The sequence below is a fragment of the Cobetia sp. 1CM21F genome, assembly GCF_023161745.1.
GTDB classification, from domain to species: domain Bacteria; phylum Pseudomonadota; class Gammaproteobacteria; order Pseudomonadales; family Halomonadaceae; genus Cobetia; species Cobetia amphilecti.
The window spans coordinates 1,355,661-1,374,974 of sequence record NZ_JALNTQ010000001.1 but is presented as its reverse complement, the minus strand read 5'-3'; the positions used below and the strand labels follow the sequence as shown (position 1 = coordinate 1,374,974).

General features: G+C 62.0%; 17 protein-coding genes. 10 read left to right on the top strand and 7 right to left on the bottom strand.

Annotated elements, in window-relative coordinates:
* The first annotated feature begins 199 nt into the window (after positions 1-199).
* Positions 200-958 (top strand): cytochrome b/b6 domain-containing protein, encoded by a 759-nt coding sequence (locus tag MSG32_RS05550; protein WP_248378352.1) that lies wholly within the window; start codon positions 200-202, stop codon positions 956-958.
* Positions 959-1,076: 118 nt separating this feature from the next.
* Here MSG32_RS05550 and MSG32_RS05545 read toward each other — a convergent pair whose 3' ends face one another.
* The 4 genes from MSG32_RS05545 to MSG32_RS05530 all read right to left on the bottom strand — a co-directional run bounded on the left by MSG32_RS05545 (position 1,077) and on the right by MSG32_RS05530 (position 3,265).
* Positions 1,077-1,565, bottom strand: a complete 489-nt coding sequence (locus MSG32_RS05545; RefSeq protein WP_172978663.1) for a cytochrome c — start codon at positions 1,563-1,565, stop codon at positions 1,077-1,079.
* A gap of 221 nt (positions 1,566-1,786) precedes the next feature.
* Complete coding sequence (locus tag MSG32_RS05540) at positions 1,787-2,194, bottom strand: DUF2069 domain-containing protein (protein WP_153635739.1); 408 nt, start codon at positions 2,192-2,194, stop codon at positions 1,787-1,789.
* Positions 2,195-2,827 carry an NAD(P)H:quinone oxidoreductase gene (gene wrbA, locus MSG32_RS05535; protein ID WP_043333572.1) on the bottom strand — a complete coding sequence of 211 codons (633 nt, stop codon included), beginning with the start codon at positions 2,825-2,827 and terminating at the stop codon, positions 2,195-2,197.
* A gap of 78 nt (positions 2,828-2,905) precedes the next feature.
* Complete coding sequence (locus MSG32_RS05530; RefSeq protein ID WP_248378350.1) at positions 2,906-3,265, bottom strand: arsenate reductase family protein; 360 nt, start codon at positions 3,263-3,265, stop codon at positions 2,906-2,908.
* Between the two features lie 105 nt (positions 3,266-3,370).
* Between MSG32_RS05530 and MSG32_RS05525 the strand changes: the two genes are divergently transcribed.
* From MSG32_RS05525 to smrA, 6 genes are all read left to right on the top strand, one after another.
* Positions 3,371-4,654, top strand: a complete 1,284-nt coding sequence (locus MSG32_RS05525; RefSeq protein WP_248378347.1) for a YihY family inner membrane protein — start codon at positions 3,371-3,373, stop codon at positions 4,652-4,654.
* Positions 4,655-5,227: 573 nt separating this feature from the next.
* The gene (potA, locus tag MSG32_RS05520; protein WP_248378345.1) at positions 5,228-6,361 is read left to right on the top strand and encodes a spermidine/putrescine ABC transporter ATP-binding protein PotA; all 1,134 of its coding nucleotides are present in this window, start codon (positions 5,228-5,230) and stop codon (positions 6,359-6,361) included.
* On the top strand, positions 6,358-7,239 hold the full coding sequence (gene potB / locus MSG32_RS05515; protein WP_248378343.1) for a spermidine/putrescine ABC transporter permease PotB: 882 nt from the start codon (positions 6,358-6,360) through the stop codon (positions 7,237-7,239). Before potA ends, potB begins: the two co-directional genes overlap by 4 nt.
* Positions 7,236-8,018, top strand: a complete 783-nt coding sequence (gene potC / locus MSG32_RS05510; protein ID WP_043333579.1) for a spermidine/putrescine ABC transporter permease PotC — start codon at positions 7,236-7,238, stop codon at positions 8,016-8,018. The genes potB and potC overlap by 4 nt, the downstream gene beginning before the upstream one ends.
* A gap of 1 nt (position 8,019) precedes the next feature.
* Positions 8,020-9,096, top strand: a complete 1,077-nt coding sequence (locus tag MSG32_RS05505) for an extracellular solute-binding protein (protein WP_197738736.1) — start codon at positions 8,020-8,022, stop codon at positions 9,094-9,096.
* A 155-nt stretch (positions 9,097-9,251) separates the two neighbouring features.
* Positions 9,252-9,893: a DNA endonuclease SmrA gene (gene smrA / locus MSG32_RS05500; RefSeq protein WP_282460258.1), complete on the top strand. Its 642-nt coding sequence runs from the start codon at positions 9,252-9,254 to the stop codon at positions 9,891-9,893.
* Positions 9,894-10,025: 132 nt separating this feature from the next.
* Here smrA and MSG32_RS05495 read toward each other — a convergent pair whose 3' ends face one another.
* Positions 10,026-10,583, bottom strand: a complete 558-nt coding sequence (locus MSG32_RS05495) for a hypothetical protein (RefSeq protein WP_216060601.1) — start codon at positions 10,581-10,583, stop codon at positions 10,026-10,028.
* 267 nt (positions 10,584-10,850) lie between these two features.
* Here MSG32_RS05495 and betT point away from each other — a divergent pair, with 267 nt between their 5' ends.
* From betT to MSG32_RS05480, 3 genes are all read left to right on the top strand, one after another.
* Entirely contained in the window at positions 10,851-12,878 is a 2,028-nt protein-coding gene (gene betT / locus MSG32_RS05490; protein ID WP_248378341.1) for a choline BCCT transporter BetT, read from the top strand.
* Positions 12,879-13,379: 501 nt separating this feature from the next.
* The gene (locus tag MSG32_RS05485) at positions 13,380-15,113 is read left to right on the top strand and encodes a BCCT family transporter (protein WP_248378339.1); all 1,734 of its coding nucleotides are present in this window, start codon (positions 13,380-13,382) and stop codon (positions 15,111-15,113) included.
* A gap of 438 nt (positions 15,114-15,551) precedes the next feature.
* Positions 15,552-17,354, top strand: a complete 1,803-nt coding sequence (locus MSG32_RS05480) for an AMP-binding protein (RefSeq protein ID WP_282460257.1) — start codon at positions 15,552-15,554, stop codon at positions 17,352-17,354.
* A gap of 163 nt (positions 17,355-17,517) precedes the next feature.
* Here the strand turns inward: MSG32_RS05480 and MSG32_RS05475 are convergent, their stop codons facing one another.
* Positions 17,518-18,774: a dicarboxylate/amino acid:cation symporter gene (locus MSG32_RS05475; protein ID WP_054556697.1), complete on the bottom strand. Its 1,257-nt coding sequence runs from the start codon at positions 18,772-18,774 to the stop codon at positions 17,518-17,520.
* Positions 18,775-18,963: 189 nt separating this feature from the next.
* A complete protein-coding gene (locus MSG32_RS05470; RefSeq protein ID WP_248378337.1) occupies positions 18,964-19,179 on the bottom strand; it encodes a hypothetical protein in 216 nt (71 codons plus the stop codon).
* Positions 19,180-19,314: the final 135 nt, after the last annotated feature.

Below are 19,314 nucleotides of genomic sequence, written 5' to 3'. Positions count from 1 at the left end.
GCAGCTGGCAGTGGAAAGTGCTGAATCAGCGCTTCATTGCTGATATTTCACATGTCTCATGGCGCCACGGCCGATTGATTTGCCGTGAGCCGCCAGACCGAGTCCACCTATACTGGTCTGTGGCCGCTCGTTGGCTGGCTATCGCTGCCTGAACGCGTGCCGTGCCATCAAAGGTCCATTCGCTGAGGGAGTCACCAGGATGAGTTCGAACCGATCCCGCAAGTCCTCGTCTGAGACGCCGCATCTTGATCAGGGCGAGCCTTCGCCGCTGCGCAGTGTCGTGATCTGGGGGCTGGCCATCCGGCTGTTTCACCTGCTGCTGATTCTGGCGATCATCGGCATGTGGTACACCGCCGAGGTGGGCGCAGGGCTCGATTTTCCGATGGTCTGGCACGCACGGCTGGGATATTGCGTGATCGGGCTGGTAATGTTTCGCGTCATCTGGGGGCTGGTGGGCAGCGGGCATGCTCGCTTCAGCCGCTTTGTGGCGTCACCGCGCACGACCTGGCGCTACGCCGCTGACTTTCTGTCGGGATGCGCGCCACGCCATGCAGGCCACAATCCCCTGGGTGGCTGGATGACGCTGGCCATGTTGCTGGTGCTGGCGATTCAGGGATCGAGCGGGCTGTTTCTCACCGATGATCTGCTGTTCGAAGGGCCCCTGCATGACCGGGTCCCAGCGAGTGTCGCCGAGGGGCTGGCCTGGGTGCATCACACCAATATCACGCTGCTGTGGGGGCTGATCGCCCTGCATCTGATGGCCATCGTCTGGCATGGCCTGCGCGGTGAGTGGTTGATCTGGGCGATGGTGCATGGCCGCAAGCATTTCAGGCGCGATGAGTCGGTGGCAGACGAGGGTGAGCCAGTGCCACCTTCACGCGCACGCAGGTGGCTCGCGCTGGGGTTGGCGATCGGCATTGCCGTTCTGGTCATCTGGCAGGGGGCGCAGTTGCCGTAAGCTCTGCTCGCTCCTGCTCTCGCTCTGATTTTCGCCTTCAGGTATGCCAAGACGCAAAAGCGCCGCCACGAGCAATCTCATGGCGGCGCTTTTGCGTCTTGACGGAGCTTTGGCTATCTCAGTCAGCGCGATACTGCTGATGACAGCCCTTGCAGGTCTTGGCTGTCTCGACGAACTGGCTGCGCAGGGCGTCAAGGTCCTGACTGGCGGCGGCGTCGGCCAATGCCCGACTCTGGGTCATCAGCGCCTCTGCACGCTTGTCGAAGCCTGCACGGTCGCTCTCTATCTTGCTCAGCGCGTCGGTATCACCGTCGTAGGAACCGGCGATGAAGCCCTCCCATGGCATCTGCGCCAACAGCGCCAGTCGCTCGGCGCGAGTGCGAAACTCCTCGGCATCATAATCCTGCTTGCCCTTGACCATCGCGCCCATCGGACTGAACTGCCACGCCAGCGTCTGGAAGACGGCCTGGCGATACTGGATGGCATCTTCCGTCTTGTCAGCCAGTGCCGCTGGCGACGCCAACAGGCTGGCAAGCACCACGCCAGCCGCCAGCACGCCAGTGGTCAGGCGGTTGCGCGATACGCCCGCAGGGCGCGGAAAAGACAAGTGTGTTGTCAGGCCGATCATGGCAAAGCCTCGCTGTGGTCAACTCGCAAAGTCGATACAGCATGGGCGGCTCGCGATGGTTGAGGAGACACGCTGGGAGAAGCAGTGGGTAGCGACGGGGAAAGCGGCAAGCCGCAAACCGATACCCGCCATTCTAGTCGGCTATTCTAGCCGAACAAGGCACGACGAGAAGGGCGGGCAATGGAGAGGCCAGAGCTTGATCAGGCCTGCGGCTGACGCTTGAGGTTGCGCGAGCGGAAACGGGCGTAAGCCATGCTGGAAATGAACAGCCCCAGCGCCGCCAGTGCTTCCAGTACGCCGATGACGGCGTGGCCAGGCACACCGGCCAGCATCACGCCCTGCATGATGTAGAGCAGGCTGACGAAGGCCAGCCAGACATGGCCACGTGCCCGGCGGGTGAAGATGGCGGGCAGAAACAGTGCGATGGGCAGCAGGCGGATCAACAGCGGCAGCAGGCCGCTGTTCTCGCTCTGCGCCATCAGCTGAATGCCGCCGATCAGCAGCAGCAGGGCGACGGCGGCAAAACTTGCGATCACACCACGGCGGCTCTTGGCTTCGAGCGTGTCGAGGCCCTGCTCACGTTCCAGTCGTTCAAGCCAGGCGCGCATCTATTTCGTCTCCCTGAGAGGTTGCATGGCAAGGGCCAGGCGAGCAATACGCTTGCCTTGCGCCAGTGCCAGGCGCTGTTCGTTGTCATCGACATCGTTGTCGCCACGCTTGCCGCTGACGTGGGTCGTGCCGTAGGGCGTGCCGCCCTGGGTGGTCTCGAGCAACTCGGTGGCGCTGTAGGGCACACCGGCATACACCATGCCATGATGCAGCAGCGGGATCAGCATGGTGATCAGCGTGGTTTCCTGACCGCCATGCAGAGAGCTTGAGGCGCTGAAGGCAGTGGCGGGCTTGTCGATCAAGGCGCCGTTCATCCACAGCTCACTGGTGGAATCCAGGAAGTACTTGAGCGGCGCCGCCATGTTGCCGAAGCGGGTCGGGCTGCCCAGCGCGAGGCCCGAACAGTGACGCAGGTCGTCCAGCTCGACATACATGGCCCCGCTGTCGGGGATTTCCGGCTCGGTCTGCTCGCAGGTGGCCGAGATCTCGGGCACCCGGCGCAGGCGTGCCTCGACACCGCTGATGGACTCGATGCCGGCGGCGATCTGCTCGGCCAGCGTGCGGGTCGCACCATGGCGCGAGTAATAGAGGACGAGGACGTACGGCGTCGCGTCGGGGGTCGTTGCGGACATGAGCTTCCTCAGGTGGATGACAATCTATCGAAAGGGGCAAGCGGGACGCTTGCGTGAGCACACCCTGTCATCAGGGGATCAGGCGTCGCTCAACAGCACCAGCACATCTTCGGGCGGGCGACCGATGACGGCACGGGTGCCATCATCGAGAATCGGCCGCTGCATCAATTTCGGCGTTGCGGCAATCGCGTCAAGGCGTTGCGCATCGCTGGGGGCTACAAGACCCAGTGCCTTCCACTCGGCTTCGTTCTCACGGGTCAGAGCCCGCGCGCCGCCTTCCACTCGGGCGGCCAGGGCCGCGAGCTGCTCACGATCGAGGGGATCTTCCAGGTAGCGGACGGTCTCGAAGGCATCGCCCTCGAGGCGCGCGGTCAAAAGCGCCAGTGTTTCCCGTGACTTGGAGCAGCGTGGGTTATGGTAGAGTTTCAATATTGACATGACTGTCTCCGTTTCCGGACAGGTGATGGGTTTCACGCAAGCGCTACTGGCCATGGCCGGCGGTGGCGAATGAATCAGGCACGCATTGTAGAGGGGCGCACAAGAATGCCACAACTGCCAGGGATCTCGCGGGTCATGCCCGCCATCGGCGTCATCCTCAAGCTGGTATCACGTTTCAACTATCACGACGGCAAGAAGACCGCGTCGGCACTGACCTATACGACGCTGTTTGCCATCGTGCCTTTGATGACGGTCATCTATGCGATGTTCGCCGTCATTCCGAGTTTCGACGGCGTGGGCGATCAACTGCAGACCACGGTGTTCTCCCAGTTTCTGCCCTCGACCGGCGCCACGGTGCTCGAGTATCTCAACGAGTTCTCCGGTCAGGCGCGCAATCTGACCTCGGTGGGTCTGATCTTCCTGTTCGTGACCTCGGTGATGATGATGATCACCATCGAAGGCGCCTTCAATGCCATCTGGCAGGTGCCGGAAGGGCGCAAGGGACTGTCGAGCTTCCTGATGTACTGGGCCGTCCTGACGCTGGGGCCGCTGATGCTGGGCTCGGGCTTTCTGCTGTCGTCCTTTCTGACCTCGCTGTCCTTCTTCGACTCGGCCGCCGAGATGCTGGGCGGCAAGGCCCTGTTGCTGCGTCTGTTGCCGCCGCTGTTGAGCGCTGCGGCCTTCACCTTCATCTATGCCGCGGTGCCCAACTGCAAGGTTCGCCTGCGTGACGCCGCGGTCGGCGCGCTGACCACGGCGCTGGCGCTGGAGCTGGCCAAGGCGGGCTTCTCGCTGTACGTGACGCATTTCCCGTCCTATCAGGCCATCTACGGCGCCTTCGCGGCTGTGCCGCTCTTCCTGCTGTGGGTGTTCCTGTCCTGGTGCATCGTGCTGCTGGGGGCGGAAGTCGCGGCCTGGATGGGCGAGCGCTCCAATGCTGACTGGCATCGCTGGCCGCCGTTCTGGCAGACCCTCGGCGCCGTGATGCTGCTCAAGGATGCCCATGAGCGCGGTGAGCCGCTGTCCGATGATCGCCTCACGGAAGTGCTGGGCAGTCGTTACCGTCGTGTGCTCAAGCCGCTCATCGCCGAGAACATCGCCAGCCAGACCCAGGATGGCCAATGGGTGCTCGGGCGTGATCTCAGTCAATACTCGCTGTGGGAGATGGCGCACGCCTTGCCATGGGAACTGCCGGCCGGCGAGGCGGGCGAAGCGCCGCATCCGCGCCTGGAACCCCTGCGTGAGGCGCTGGCGCGTGCGCGTGCCGCCGAGAAGGAGCGCATGACCTGCGGTCTGGTCGAGGTGCTGCCCAGTGTCGGTGAGGTGGGTGATGAGGCCATGACTCAGGAGGAAAAAGACTCGCAAGATCCGCAACTTGCGACTTCCTGAGCGGCACTGGAACGCGATTGCAAGGTGACAGCCTGAAGTCGAATGGGCAGAATGCGCACCCTGTGCCGTCTGCTCATCCCGACGGGGGTTGAGGCGGATGCCGATGCCCCGATATCGAAAGCGATGACGCCAATGAAAAGGCCCGACACCTGTTCGGGCCTTTTCCTTTGTCTCTCGCACATCAACCTCGCACATCAACCGGATCCGCTCGCCTGCCTTGCCGCAATTCGGCCTGCTCGCTGGAGAGCCAGGGTGAGGAGTGAGCGAGGTGTGAGCGAGGTGAGGGTGAGGCGTGGTCGAGGCATGAGTGAGGCCGGTCAGCTGGCGGCGGCTCGCCGGGCAGACACGCAAGTGAAAGGTTGGCATGCCAGACTGGCGACGGCGCCTTGCCGCTGTCTGATGTGACCTTTGCGTAACCTGTGCGCCAGCGCCAAAGCGAGCGGCGAGGCGAGAGCTGGCAGTCAGCCGGTGGCCAGGCACGATGGAATTGACGATGTGGCGTGCCAGTCCCTGGCGCGCCTGACATGCATGAGGGTGCCGTTCGCGGCGCCCGCTGGAGGTGACAACCCGCCGATGAAAAGCTCTGCTCCTGAGAAGGCCCCGCTGGTCAAGCTGCGTGGCATTTCCAAGACCTTTGGTGATCGCAAGGTGTTGGACAGCCTTGACCTGGATTTGAACGATGGTGAGTTCGTCACGCTGCTGGGCCCGTCCGGTTGCGGCAAGACCACCGTGCTGAGAATGATCGCCGGCTTCGAATCGCCGGATAGCGGCACCATCACGCTCGAGTCGACGGCCTTGCATGAGCGTCCCGCTCACCAGCGCCCGGTCAATACCGTCTTCCAGAGCTATGCGCTGTTTCCGCACATGAACCTCTACGACAACGTGGCCTTCGGGCTGCGCATGGAAAAGGTCGCCAAGGCCGAGATTCATGAGCGGGTGCGCGAAGCGCTGGAGATGGTGCAACTGGCCCATCTGTCGGACCGCCGCCCGGACCAGCTCTCCGGCGGGCAGCAGCAGCGCATCGCGATTGCCCGCGCTGTGGTCAAGCGTCCCCGCGTCCTGCTGCTCGATGAGCCGCTCTCGGCGCTGGATTACAAGCTGCGCAAGCAGATGCAGAACGAGCTCAAGCGCCTGCAGCGTCGCCTGGGCATCACCTTCGTGTTCGTCACCCACGATCAGGAAGAGGCGCTGTCGATGTCCGATCGCGTGGTGGTGATGCGCGAAGGCGGCATCGAGCAGATCGGTACGCCGCGTGAGGTCTATGAATCGCCGAGCACGCTGTTCGTGGCGCGCTTCGTCGGTGAGATCAACCAGCTGGCGGCGCAGGTCGTGCGCCCCGCGGCGACGGCCGGGCGCATCGAGATCACGCTGCTCGGTCAGACGCTGGAACTCAGCAGCCATGGCCGGACCTATCAGGGCGGAGAGGCGGTGCAGGTGCTGCTGCGCCCGGAAGACATGCGACTCAAGGGCGCCGAGGACAGCGAAGGCTTCCCGGCGCGTGTCATCGAGCGCAACTACAAGGGCATGACCCTGGACACGGTGCTGGAGCTGGACAGCGGTCAGCAGTTGTTGGCCAGCGAGTTCTTCGACGAGGATGACCCTGACTTCGATTACCGCCTCGGCGAGCGCGTGCGCGTCAGCTGGGTGCCGGACTGGGAGATCATCCTGCCCGATGATGAGCCGTCCGTGACGGGGGCGGGTGCATGAGTCTGGTGCGCAATCCCTTCAAGACCGCCACCCTGACCATCATCTGGGGCTGGCTGATCGTGCTGGTGCTGGCCCCGACGCTGTTGGTGGTACTGGTCAGTCTGATGCCGGAAAACACCGGCCAGCTGCTGGGCGGTGAGCTGTCGCTGAGCACGCTGTGGCAGGGCTTTCTGACCAACTATGGCCAGATGATCAGCCCGGTGTACCTGAGTGTCTTCGGCCATTCGCTGTGGATCGGCCTGATCACGACGCTGATCTGTCTGCTGCTCGGCTATCCCTTCGCGTGGATGATCTCGCGGGCCAGCCCGCGCCTGCAGCCCTTGCTGCTGCTGTTGGTGATCATTCCGTTCTGGACCAACTCGCTGATCCGCATCTATGCCCTGCGCACGCTGATCGCGACGCGCGGCCTGCTCAACGATGTGCTGATGAATCTCGGCCTGATCGATGTGCCGCTGCGTCTGCTGTATACCGAGGAGGCGGTGATCGTGGGGCTGGTCTACATGCTGCTGCCGTTCATGATCCTGCCGCTGTATGCCATCTTCGAGCAGCTGAGCCGCCCGACGCTGGAGGCGGCCCGCGACCTTGGCGCCAATGGCCTGGCCACCTTCCGCCATATCGTGCTGCCGCTGACCATGCCGGGCATCATCGCGGGCGTGCTGCTGGTGTTCCTGCCGGCGATGGGCATGTTCTATGTCTCGGACCTGCTGGGCGGCTCGCGCCATCCGCTGATCGGCAACATCATCAAGGGCCAGTTCCTGGAGGCCAACAACTGGACCTTCGGCGCGGCGATCAGCGTGATGCTGACGCTGGTGATGGCGTTCCTGCTGCTGGCCTATTACCGCAGCGTCAAGCTCTTCAAGCGTGAGGTGACCCTATGAAGGCGAGCGCCGCGCTGCGTTGGTTCAGCCGCTGTTATCTGACGCTGATCTTCACGCTGTTGTATGTGCCGATCCTGGTGTTGATCGGCATCTCGTTCAATGACTCACGCAACCCCTTCGTGTGGGGCGGCTTCAGCCTGCGCTGGTACGACAAGCTGCTGGGCAATGGCAATCTGATGGAGGCTGCGCTCAATACGCTGTGGCTCGGGGTGACGGCGGCGACGCTGGCGACCCTGATCGGCACGCTGACGGCCACTGCGCTTTACCGCTATCGCTTCCGCGGCAAGCCGCTGCTCAATGGCATGCTGTTCACGGTGATGATGATGCCGGACATCGTGATGGCGATCGCCTTCCTGGCGCTGTTCATTGCGCTGGGTATCCAGCTGGGCTATTTCTCGCTGCTGGTCTCGCACGCCACCTTCTGTCTGCCGTTCGTGGTGATCACCGTCTATTCCCGCCTGACGGGCATCAACCCGCAGTTGCTGGAAGCGGCGCGTGATCTCGGTGCCAGTGAAGCCCGCGCCGTCTGGCACGTGCTGGTACCGGCGCTGATGCCGGCGATCGCCTCCGGCTGGCTGCTGAGCTTCACCCTGTCGCTGGATGATGTGGTGATCTCGACCTTCGTCACCGGGCCGACCTTCGAGGTGCTGCCGCTGCGCATCTACTCGATGGTGCGACTGGGGCTCAAACCTGAAGTGAATGCATTGGCAACCCTGCTGTTGGGGCTGTCGCTCTGTCTGCTGTTGATTTCACAGTTGTTGCTCAAGGAGAAAAAATAACATGCAAGGTACCCGTTTCCCGCTGCGTGCCGCTGGCCTGATGGCTGCCGTCAGCCTGGCTTCCGTGGCCACATCCGCCCCCGTTCTGGCCGCGGATGACAGCGACAAGGTCCTCTACGTCTACAACTGGACCGAGTACATGCCCGATGAGGTCATCGAGCGCTTCGAAGAGCAGACCGGCATCGATGTCGTCTACTCCACCTTCGATTCCAACGAAGCGATGTATGCCAAGCTCAAGCTGCTGGACAGCGACAACAGCTACGATCTCGTCTTCCCGTCGACCTATTACATCGACAAGATGGCGCGTGAAGGTCTGCTGCAGAAGCTGGATGTCAGCAAGCTCGACCATTTCGAGGACCTCGACCCGAATCTGGTCGATCGTGACTTCGACAAGGGCAACCAGTACAGCGTGCCTTACATGTGGGGCAGCGCCGGTATCGGTTACAACCCGGACTATGTCGAAGAGGGCGCGCTGACCAGCTGGAACGATCTGTGGAACGACAAGTATCGTGACAAGCTGCTGCTCTCCAACGACATGCGCGAAGTCTTCCATGTCGCACTGGCAAGCCTCGGCTTCAGTGGCAACACCACGGACCCGGACGAGATCAAGGCGGCCTACGAGAAGCTGACCCAGCTGATGCCCAACGTGCGTGCCTTCAACTCCGATGCGGCGCGCGTGCCCTTCATGCAGGGTGAGGTCGATGCCGGCCTGATCTGGAACGGTGAGGTCTATCAGGCCAACCAGGAAGGCGTGCCGGTCGAGTATGTCTATCCCAAGGAAGGCATCATCCTGTGGATGGACACCATGGCGATTCCGTCCAACGCGCGTCACGTCGATGCGGCCTATCAGTTCATCGATTACCTGATCAGCCCGGAAGTCAGCAAGGAAATCAGCGAATACGTGGGTTACACCACGCCGAGCCTGGCGGCCAAGAACATGATGGACCCGGAAGTGCGTGACAACCCGGTGGTCTTCCCGACTCAGCAGGATCTCGCCCGCGGCGAATTCCAGACCGATGTCGGCGATGCGCTGTCGATCTATCAGAAGTACTGGGAGCAGCTCAAGACCGGGCATTGATCCGCCCTTTAGGCGTGATGACGCAAGAAATCACGTCAGCGACTTGAGCTGAACCGACGCCCCGAGGCATGCTCTGTCTCGGGGCGTCGTCGTTTGTCGACCTTGGCTGCGCGCTCCACGTAATTGACACGTCCTGGTGAAGACTGGAGGGTGCCATGTCACGTTTTTCCCCTGCAATGATGTCGGCGGCGCATGCCCGTGAGTTGAGCAGTGCCGAGGCGGATGATCTGTTCAGTCGTGAGATGCAAGGCGTTGCTCCCCTTAGGCGCGGCAAGGACCGCGCCGATGTCACCACGGCCCGCAAGGGCCCCAGCGAGGCTCAGCTGGCACGGCGTGAAGACGCGCAGAAGACCCTGGGCAATGAGCTGGACGGGCTGTCCGACAGCTACGTGGAGCATCTCTCGCCGCATGACCCGGTCGAGTTTCGCCGTGATGGCATCCAGACCGGTGTGCTGGAGCGCTTGCGCCAGGGCGGCTACCCACCCGAGGCGCAGCTCAATCTGATGCGTCGTCCGCTCATCGAGTGTCGCCGTGAGGTGCACCGCTTCATCCAGGATGCCTGGCGCAGCGAGTTGCGCTGCCTGCTGGTGATTCATGGCAAGGGGCGTGACAGCGAATCGCATGCCGCCTTGATTCGTGCCTACCTGGTGCACTGGCTGGAGCAGATGCCCGAGGTGCAGGCCTGGAGCAGTGCCACGCCACGCCATGGTGGGTTGGGGGCGACGCTGGTGATGTTGCGCAAATCCCGCACGGCGCGTGACAACAACCGCGAACGCCATCAGAAGCGGCGCGGCTGATCGCTGCGAGCAGCAAATCCCGCAAGCAGTCAAATCAGACAGCAGAAAGCCGACAATGGACACAAGAAAGCCCCGCCAGGCCGCGATCATCGCGAGCTGGCGGGGCTTTTTCATGCTCATGGCTCAAGCTGACTATTGCACGCTGTAACCGCGACCGGTGAAGCAGGCACTCAGCGCGCGGCGATAGGTGTCTGCGTTGCTGGCGGTCACGGGCGGCGCCGCGGAATTGGCTTCGGCGCCACTCTGCTGATTGGCCCAGCGATGGCACTCATAGCGATCACGCGCTTGCTGGTCTTCACTCTGGCCCTTGGTGGGGTAGGCGATGACATCGACCGCTGCGGCCGTGAGTGTCGCCTGAGCGGGGGCCTGGACGGGCAGATACTGCTGCTGGCTCTCTTCCCACAGGTAATAGGTGCCTGCCGCCAGGAAATACAGCGTAGCGCCCACCCAGACACCGCGCGCCCCTGCGGGCAGGCCATGACCGTGCCCAGGGCCACCCGGTGCCCAGCGAATCAGCCGACCGGGCTCACCATGCCCGATCACGATATCGGGGCCTATGTAGCCCGGCCCATCGAAGCGCCCATGCCCCGGGCCCGCCATGGCGGACGTGGTCGGCAGGGCACTCAACAGGGCGAGAGACAGCGCGAGCGCGCGCAGGGGGCCCTTGCCGGAATGACGATTGCGACTCATGCGTTTACTCCTGTGTGACCAGCATGGCATTTGAGTGTGCCGATGACGTTGGGTGCCAGCGTGCAAGCATCAAGAAAACAAATGGCATCCTGCGCCATCTGTGTGCCGAGAAGTTGGACGGTAGTTGGACAAGACATTGGTCATGTAGTCATCAGGTGATATTATCCGCGCGCAATCTGATCATGTTTTTTCATTATAGTGTTGTTTGCCAGCAGGGCGCCGAGACAGCTCACGGCGTCTCTCCCGGACACTCACAAGGAAATCTCCATGCGCAATACCCCTGCAGCGGGCGGTGGCGAAGATGCCAGTGCCGAGCCGCGCACCGGCTTGTTTGCCAAGGTCAACCCGCCGGTCTTCTTCGGCGCGAATGCCATCATCCTGTTATTGGTGATCTTCACCGCGGTGTTCTCGGATACGGCCATGTCCGTGTTCGAGTCGGTCCAGCATTGGATCACCAACACCGTGAGCTGGTTCTACATCCTGTGCGTGGCCATCGTGCTGATCTCGGTGGTGTATGTCGGCTTCTCACGCCATGGCGAGATTCGCCTGGGGCCGGACCACTCACTGCCGGACTACAGCAACGTCACCTGGTTCGCGATGCTGTTCTCGGCGGGCATGGGCATCGGTCTGATGTTCTTCGGCGTGGCCGAGCCGGTGATGCACTTCCTGAATCCGCCGACGGGCACCCCGGAGCAGGTCGAGACCGCGCGTGAAGCAATGAAGCTGACCTTCTTCCACTGGGGGCTGCATGCCTGGTCGATCTACGCCATCGTCGCGCTGATTCTGGCCTACTTCAGCTATCGCCATGACCTGCCGCTGACGCTGCGCAGTGCCTTGTATCCTCTGATCGGCAAGCGCATCTACGGCCCGATCGGCCATGCGGTGGACATCTTCGCCATCGTCGGCACCGTCTGTGGTGTCGCCACCACGCTGGGCTACGGTGTGGCACAGGTCAATGCCGGACTCTCGCACCTGACCGGCATGCCGAACAATGACTGGACCCAGGTCGCGATCATCGTCGTGATCACCGGCCTGGCCACCATCTCGGTCGTGACCGGCCTGGACAAGGGCATCCGTATCCTGTCCGAGATCAACCTTGGCCTTGCCGTGGTGCTGTTGCTGTTCGTGCTGCTGCTCGGCCCGACCGCCTTCCTGCTCAAGGCGTTCGTCCAGAATTCCGGCTTCTACATGGCCGATATCGTCGGCAAGACCTTCGAACTCTACGCCTACGAACCCAATGACTGGATCGGTGGCTGGACGCTGCTCTACTGGGGTTGGTGGATGTCCTGGTCTCCGTTCGTCGGCATGTTCATCGCGCGTGTCTCGCGTGGCCGTACCATCCGGGAATTCGTGATCGGCGTGCTGTTCGTGCCGGCCGGTTTCACCCTGCTGTGGATGACCATCTTCGGCAACACCGCCATCTCGATGATTCTGGAGCAGAACGTCACGGCGCTGGTCGATACCGTCAACGACAACTATTCGCTGGCCCTGTTCACCTTCCTCGAGCAGCTGCCGCTGTCATCCATCACCTCGGTGATCGCGCTGGTGATGGTCATCGTGTTCTTCGTCACCTCGGCGGATTCCGGCTCGATGGTGGTCGACATGCTGGCCTCCGGTGGTCGTGAAGACACCCCGACCTGGCAGCGTATCTACTGGGCCTTCGCGGTGGGTCTTTTGGCCATCGTGCTGATGCTGGCCGGTGGGCTGGGGGCACTGCAGACCGCCACCATCGCTACCGCCTTGCCGTTCGGCATGATCCTGCTGGCCGCGATCTTCGGTCTGCTGCGTCAGCTCAATCTCGAGTCCGTCAAGCGCCGCTCGCTGTCGGTGAACACCGCAGCCGCGACGCCGATGGGCGAGAAGGGCAACTGGCGCAAGCGTGCCCAGCACCTGATGAGCTTCCCGACGCGCGCCATGGTACGTGGCTTCCTGCGCGGCACTGTCGCGGAAGGCATGCAGGAACTGGCTGAAGAGCTGCGCAGCCAGGGACTGGAAGTCGATGTCACCACCAGCCGTGATCGCGTCTACTTCAATGCACGCCACGGCGAGGAAGATGACTTCATCTATGGCGTGCGCATTCGCTCTCACCTGCGTCCGGACCTCAATCTGGATCAGGAAGACGAGGGGGATGAAGAGGACTACTGTCGTGCCGAAGTCTTCCTCAAGGAAGGCGGTCAGTCCTATGATCTGATGGGCTACAGCAAGGACCAGGTCATCAATGATCTGCTCGAGCAGTACGAGCGTCATATGCACTACCTGCACCAGCTGCGTCTGAGCCAGTCCGTCGGTCAATGATCCGAGCGGGCAGTCAGTGACGCTTCACGCGTCGCCATGACGCAAGAGCCCCTTGTGGAGAGATCCGCCAGGGGCTCTTGTCTGTCTGGATGAGGTTCCCTGAAGGAACCGGCCTGGATAGGACCTCTGCCGAAAGACGCCGCAATGTGAGGCCTCTTTTTCTCATCTCTGGCATTAGCTCTGCTTATCCAGGCGGCGTCGAGATCTTATTGGTCTCGCAAGCGGGGGGGCTATAGCATGGACTCTCCCCACAAAGTCGCATATTGGCTGGGGTCAGATGACATGCCGTGGCGTTGTCGTCTGCCAAGGTTACCGCCCATGTCTGGCCGAAGGTGAACGCGATCTGCCCGCAATGTCCCCATGACGACTGAGGTTCCTTGAGCCCCAGCATCCGCAGTCATGAACGACCATAACGATGTCATGAACGAAGATACCGATGTCACGAACGACGATAGCGGCATCATGAAAAATGATAATAAAAACCCGTCACGAGGTAGAAACATGTTGAAAGGAAAGGAACTGGATGCACTCATCGAGCAGCGAGGTGTCCTGAAGGGACTCAACTCGACGCTCGGTATCACCGCGATCACCATGACCGTGTTCTTCATTCTCTATGCGATTCTGTTGGGCAAGACGGCCAGCGATCAGTTTCTGGGCATCAAGGCCTGGATAGAGAGCACCCTGGGCTGGTACTACGTGCTGGTGATGTTCTCGACCTTCGTGGTCTGTCTTTACGTGATGTGTTCGCGTGTCGGCAAGATTCGACTCGGGCGCGACGATGAGCGCCCCGAGTTCAGCAACTTTGCCTGGTTCTCGATGCTGTTCGGCTGCGGGACCGGCGCGGGCATGCTGTTCTTCTCGATGTCCGAGCCCATGATCCATTTCGCGAGTGACTGGAGCGGCGGCAATCCGTTTCTGAGTGCGGACGTCAAGGCGGCCGTCGCCGCCTTCTTCGAGGCCAAGCAGGCCGCTCTGGCGAGTGGTCTCATGCCGGGGGACGAAGGCTTCCCGGTGCCTGACAGCCGCGTCGCGGAAGCGGCCGCCGGTGGCATCAAGCTCACCGTCTTCCACTGGGGCACGATTGCCTGGGCCATGTATGCCATCGTCGGGCTGTCACTGGCCTATTTCGCCTTCCGCAAGGGGCTGCCGCTCTCGATGCGCTCGGCTCTCTATCCGCTGATCGGCAACCGGATCTACGGACCCATCGGGCACACCGTCGATATCCTGACCGTGTTCGGTACCATTTTCGGCATCGCCACCACGCTCGGTCTGGGCGTCGAGCAGATCGGCTCCGGCCTGATGTCACTGGGCCTCATCGAAGAGAAGTCGCGCATGGTGACCGTGGTCTCCATCGTGTTGATCAGCGTCATCGCTACCCTGTCAGCGACCAGCGGCGTGGCACGCGGCATCAAGCTGCTTTCCACCTTCAATACCTGGGTCTGCCTCGGCATCCTGGCCTACTTCCTGCTGGTGAGCGACGCCAACTATCTGATCGCGAGCTCCATCACCGCGCTCGGGGATTACCTCACCGATGGCGTCTCGATGACACTGTGGACGGCGCGCACGCCGGACGAGCAAGTGTGGCAGGGCGGCTGGACCATCTTCTACTGGGGCTGGTGGATCGCCTGGGCCGGTTTCGTCGGCATGTTCATTGCCCGCATCTCGCGCGGCCGGACCATCCGTGAATTCATTCTCGGGGTGATGGTCATCCCTTCCATCGTGGCGCTGGTCTGGTTCGGCGTCATCGGTTCGGCGGGGATCTATCAGTCCCTGTACGGGGCTGACATGGGCATCTACACGGCTGCGGTCACCAACTGGGACTACGCCGGCACCCTCTACCACTCGTTCGATGTGCTCACACCCGGCATCGCCGCGACCGTGGCCAAGGTGGCCGCGCTGGTCGTGGTGATCATCTTCTTCGTCACGTCTGCGGATTCCGGCACCCTGGTGCTGGGACGCCTGCTGGCCTTCGGTCGTCGTCCTCCGGTGCAGCAACGCATCATCTGGGGCATGATGCTGGGCGCCGTGACCTTGATCCTGCTGTTGCTGGGGGGCGATCAGGCGCTCAAGTCCCTGCAGGCTGCCTCGATCGCCGGCGCCTTGCCGTTCACCTTCGTGCTGATCGCCATGATGATCGGACTGTTGAAATCGCTGCGCGAGGACGGCGAATCGATGATCGAGAACGAGGAGCATATCCGCAAGATGATCGAGAACGAGGTCCGCGACCTCTCCTGAGTTGCCGTTTGCCAGACGTATGCGTCTGGTGTGCAAGACATGAGGCCTCTGCCCCCTGGGCAGGGGCCTCGTTGTTTCTCGCTTACGGCTCAGGGCTGCCTACCTCCTTGGGCTCAGGGCTGTTTCCCTGCTCCAGAGCAGGCCTGCGCATGTCACCAAGGTCGCAAGGCAATATCAAACGTACGTATGTTCCAATGCTGGCAGGTCCATCGATTCCGCCAACGGCGCGCAGCATCGGTTTGCGGCTATGCTGTCGACAGTGAAGGGCCCACAGGCTGACACCCATCCGACGGAGCCCCGACAGCGCCTCACCACGATGTCTTACGACCTGGTCTCACGACGACGTCTTGCAACGAGGTCTTACAACGACGTCTACAACAACAAGGTAGCGGGGGCAGTGACGCCGAGCGCCCCACGTACTGATCAAGGAGCAACGCCATGCATGATCCCCTAGCGGCTCGACCCGATGAGTCAGGCAAGTCCACTAACGATTCCACTGCCGATTCCACTACAGAACCTTCCCGCGTGGCAGATGCCTCGCCCGACGCTTCGAGAGCACAGCCAACGGCAGGCGACATGAGCGGCATGTCGTGCCTGCGGTCTTCTCAGGAGGTGGATTTCAGCGGCTACGACTCCCTGATGGACATGCTGGAGAAGGCCTGCACCGCGCATGGCGAGCGTCCTGCCTTTACCTGCATGGACCGCACCATGACCTTTGCGGAGCTGGATGCCACCAGTCGTCAGCTGGCGGACTGGTTCCAGCATGAGACCGACCTCAAGCCGGGCGATCGGGTCGCCATCCAGCTGCCCAATACGCTGATGTTTCCGGTGGTGGCCTTCGCCGTGCTGCGTGCAGGCCTGGTGCTGGTGAATACCAATCCGCTGTATACCGAACGTGAGATGGAGCATCAGTTCAATGATTCCGGCGCGCGGGCGTTGGTGGTGCTGGCCAACATGGCGGACAAGGTCGAACGCGTGCGGGAGCGCACTGGCCTCGAGTACGTGCTGGTCTGTGAGTTGGGCGACATGCACCCGGCCTTCAAGCGGCTGTTGATCAACACCGTGGTCAAGCACGTCAAGAAACTGGTCCCGAGCTATCACCTGCCCGACGCCATCCCGCTGCGCACGGCCATTTCGCAGGGCAAGGCCGAGCGCTGGGAGCGGCCGACACTGGCACTCGATGATGTCGCTGTGCTGCAGTACACCGGCGGCACCACCGGGGTCGCCAAGGGCGCGATGCTGACTCACCGCAACCTGCTCGCCAACATGCTGCAAGGCAAGATGGCCCTCACGCAGGGCTTGAACCCCGGCCATGAGACGCTGGTGGCGCCGCTGCCGCTCTATCACATCTACGCCTTTACCATTCATCTGGCCTGCATGCTCAGTGAAGGCAATCACACCCTGTTGATTCCCAATCCGCGCGATATTCCGGGCTTCGTCAAGACGCTGCAAAAGCACGACTTCACGATGTTCGTCGGCCTCAATACGCTGTTCGTGGCGCTGTGCAACAACCCCGGCTTCCAGGCGCTGGACTTCTCGAAGCTCAAGATCACCACCTCAGGGGGCGTGGCGCTGACGCGCAAGGCGGCAGAAGAGTGGAAGCGGGTCACCGGCAGCGATATCTCCGAGGGCTACGGCATGACCGAGACCTCGCCGATCGTGTCGTTCAACCCGCTGGATGCCATTCAGCTCGGCACCATCGGTCGGCCGATGCCCTCCACCGAGGTGCGTCTGTATGACGATGAAGGCGCGCTGGTCGCGATGGGGGAGCCGGGCGAACTGTGCGTGAAGGGGCCGCAGGTGATGAAGGGCTACTGGCAGCGTGAGCAGGCGACGAAAGACAGCTTCACTGCCGATGGCTTCCTGCGCACCGGGGATATCGCGGTCTTCCAGGACGATGGCTATATGCGCATCGTCGATCGCAAGAAGGACATGATCATCGTCTCCGGCTTCAACGTGTATCCCAACGAGGTCGAGGACGTCATCGTGCGTCACCCGGACGTGCTCGAGGCGGCCGCCGTCTCGGTGGTGGATGAGCGCAGTGGTGAGGCGATCAAGCTGTATGTCGTGCTCAAGGATGGCGCAGAGCTAGAGGCGGATGCGCTGCGAGACTGGTCGCGCAAGGAACTGGCCAGCTACAAGGTGCCGCGTCAGGTGGTCTTCATCGACGAGCTGCCCAAGACCAATGTCGGCAAGGTGCTCAGACGTGAACTGCGCGACTCGCCGCCGGAATCTGCCTGACCTTGCCTGTGTTTTCTCCCTGTTACAGCCTGAAACACGGGCCGTAATCACAGACGGTATACACAGCCCTGAATCATAGCCCTTGAAACACGAACGCCCCGCTCAATGAGCGGGGCGTTCGTGTTTCAAGGCAAGGCGCAGGCGAGAAGGCCTGCGCCTGGCGTCAGGCGTCCTTCTTGGGCTGGGTCGCGTTGTAGACCTCGAGGTCCAGCTCGTTCTCGGACTTGCCGACCAGGGTGGTGACCATCAGGTCGCCCGCGACATTCACGGTGGTACGCGCCATGTCGAGGATACGGTCGATACCGGCGATCACCGCGATGGCTTCCAGCGGCAGGCCTACCTGGCTCAGCACGATGGAGAGCATGATCAGGCCGGCACCCGGCACACCGGCGGTGCCGATGGAGGCCAGCGTACCGGTCAGCACGATCATGCCGTAGTCCATCATCGACAGCTCGATGCCGGTCATCTGGGCGATGAACAGTGCCACCACGCCCTGATAGATGGCGGTGCCATCCATGTTGATGGTCGCGCCGACCGGCAGCACGAAGCCGGAGACACCTTCCGAGACGCCGAGGTTCTTCTGGGCGCAGCGAATGGAGATCGGCAGGGTGCCGGAGCTGGAGGCCGAGGAGAAGGCCACGACCAGTGCATCGACGATACCACGCAGATAGCGCACCGGGTTCAGCTTGCCCAGCGTCGCCAGCAGGCCGGAGTAGACCACCAGCACGTGCACGATGCTCGCCAGATAGGCCACGCCGATCACCTTGGCCAGCGGCAGCAGCACATCCAGGCCGTAGTTGCCGGAGACATGCGCCATCAGGCCGAAGACACCGAACGGCGCGAAGGCCATCACGAACTCGGTCAGCTTGTACATCACTTCGGCGAAGCTGTCGAAGACGCGCACGACCGGCTCACCCTTGTCGCCGATCATGATCAGCGAGATGCCGATCCCGATGGCGAAGACGATGATCTGCATGATGTTGCCGTTGGCCAGCGCATCGATCGGGTTGCTCGGCACCAGGTCGACCAGAATCTGCACCAGTGAAGGCGCGTCCTTGGTTTCCATCGCCTTGTCGAAGTTGAATTCGAAGCCGGCACCCGGCTGGAAGATGCTGGAGGCCAGCATGCCGATGGCGATCGCGAAGGCGGTCGTCAGCAGGTAGAGGGCGATGGTCTTGCCGCCGATGCGGCCCATCTTCTGCGGGTCACGCATCGAGGTGATACCGACCACCAGGGTGCTGAAGACCAGCGGCACGATCAGCATCTTGATCGCATTGATGAAGATATCGCCCAGCGGCTTGAACATGCTGGCGCTTTCTCCCATCAGGGCACCAGCGAGTACCCCCAGGGCGAGGCCGCCCAGGATCTTCTGCCACAACGGCAAACGGCGCCACAGGTTAGGGCGGGAGGAATCACTCATGGAACTGTCCTTAGGTGTCTAGCGATGATCATCGCTGATGATGCTCAGGGCGCGCCCGAGTCTGTCGTCTCGATGCCTTGTCACGATTGCGCACTGCATTAAGCACTTTTTTGGTGCGGGAAGATTAACAGTCAGCCTGCACTCACCCTCTGCACCTTTAGTCGCAAAAAAGCGTCCTTTCACGCGAATTCAGCTTTCCATGCCGAACGCGCATGCGCTCATGCCGCAAAAGGTTCCACCAAAGAAGTAGTTGTCAGGCAGGCATATCGTCTGCCTTTGCGTTACCTTGACGTTAACGTTAACTGTTAGGCCGCCGGAGCGACTTTCCACTAGTCTGATGGTAGGCACTGTTGTCATCGCCGAATCGACAGCTTGCGGTTCGACAGCTTCCGGTTCGACATTCATGAAGGTACTCCATTGCCTGCCCGGCCTCACGAGGGCTGGGTAATCCCTCAAACGCCTGATCGGTAAGAGAGGACGCTGAGCATGTCCGATACAACAACACGCGGACCCGTATCCCCGGGGACCGCGCCGCCCGAT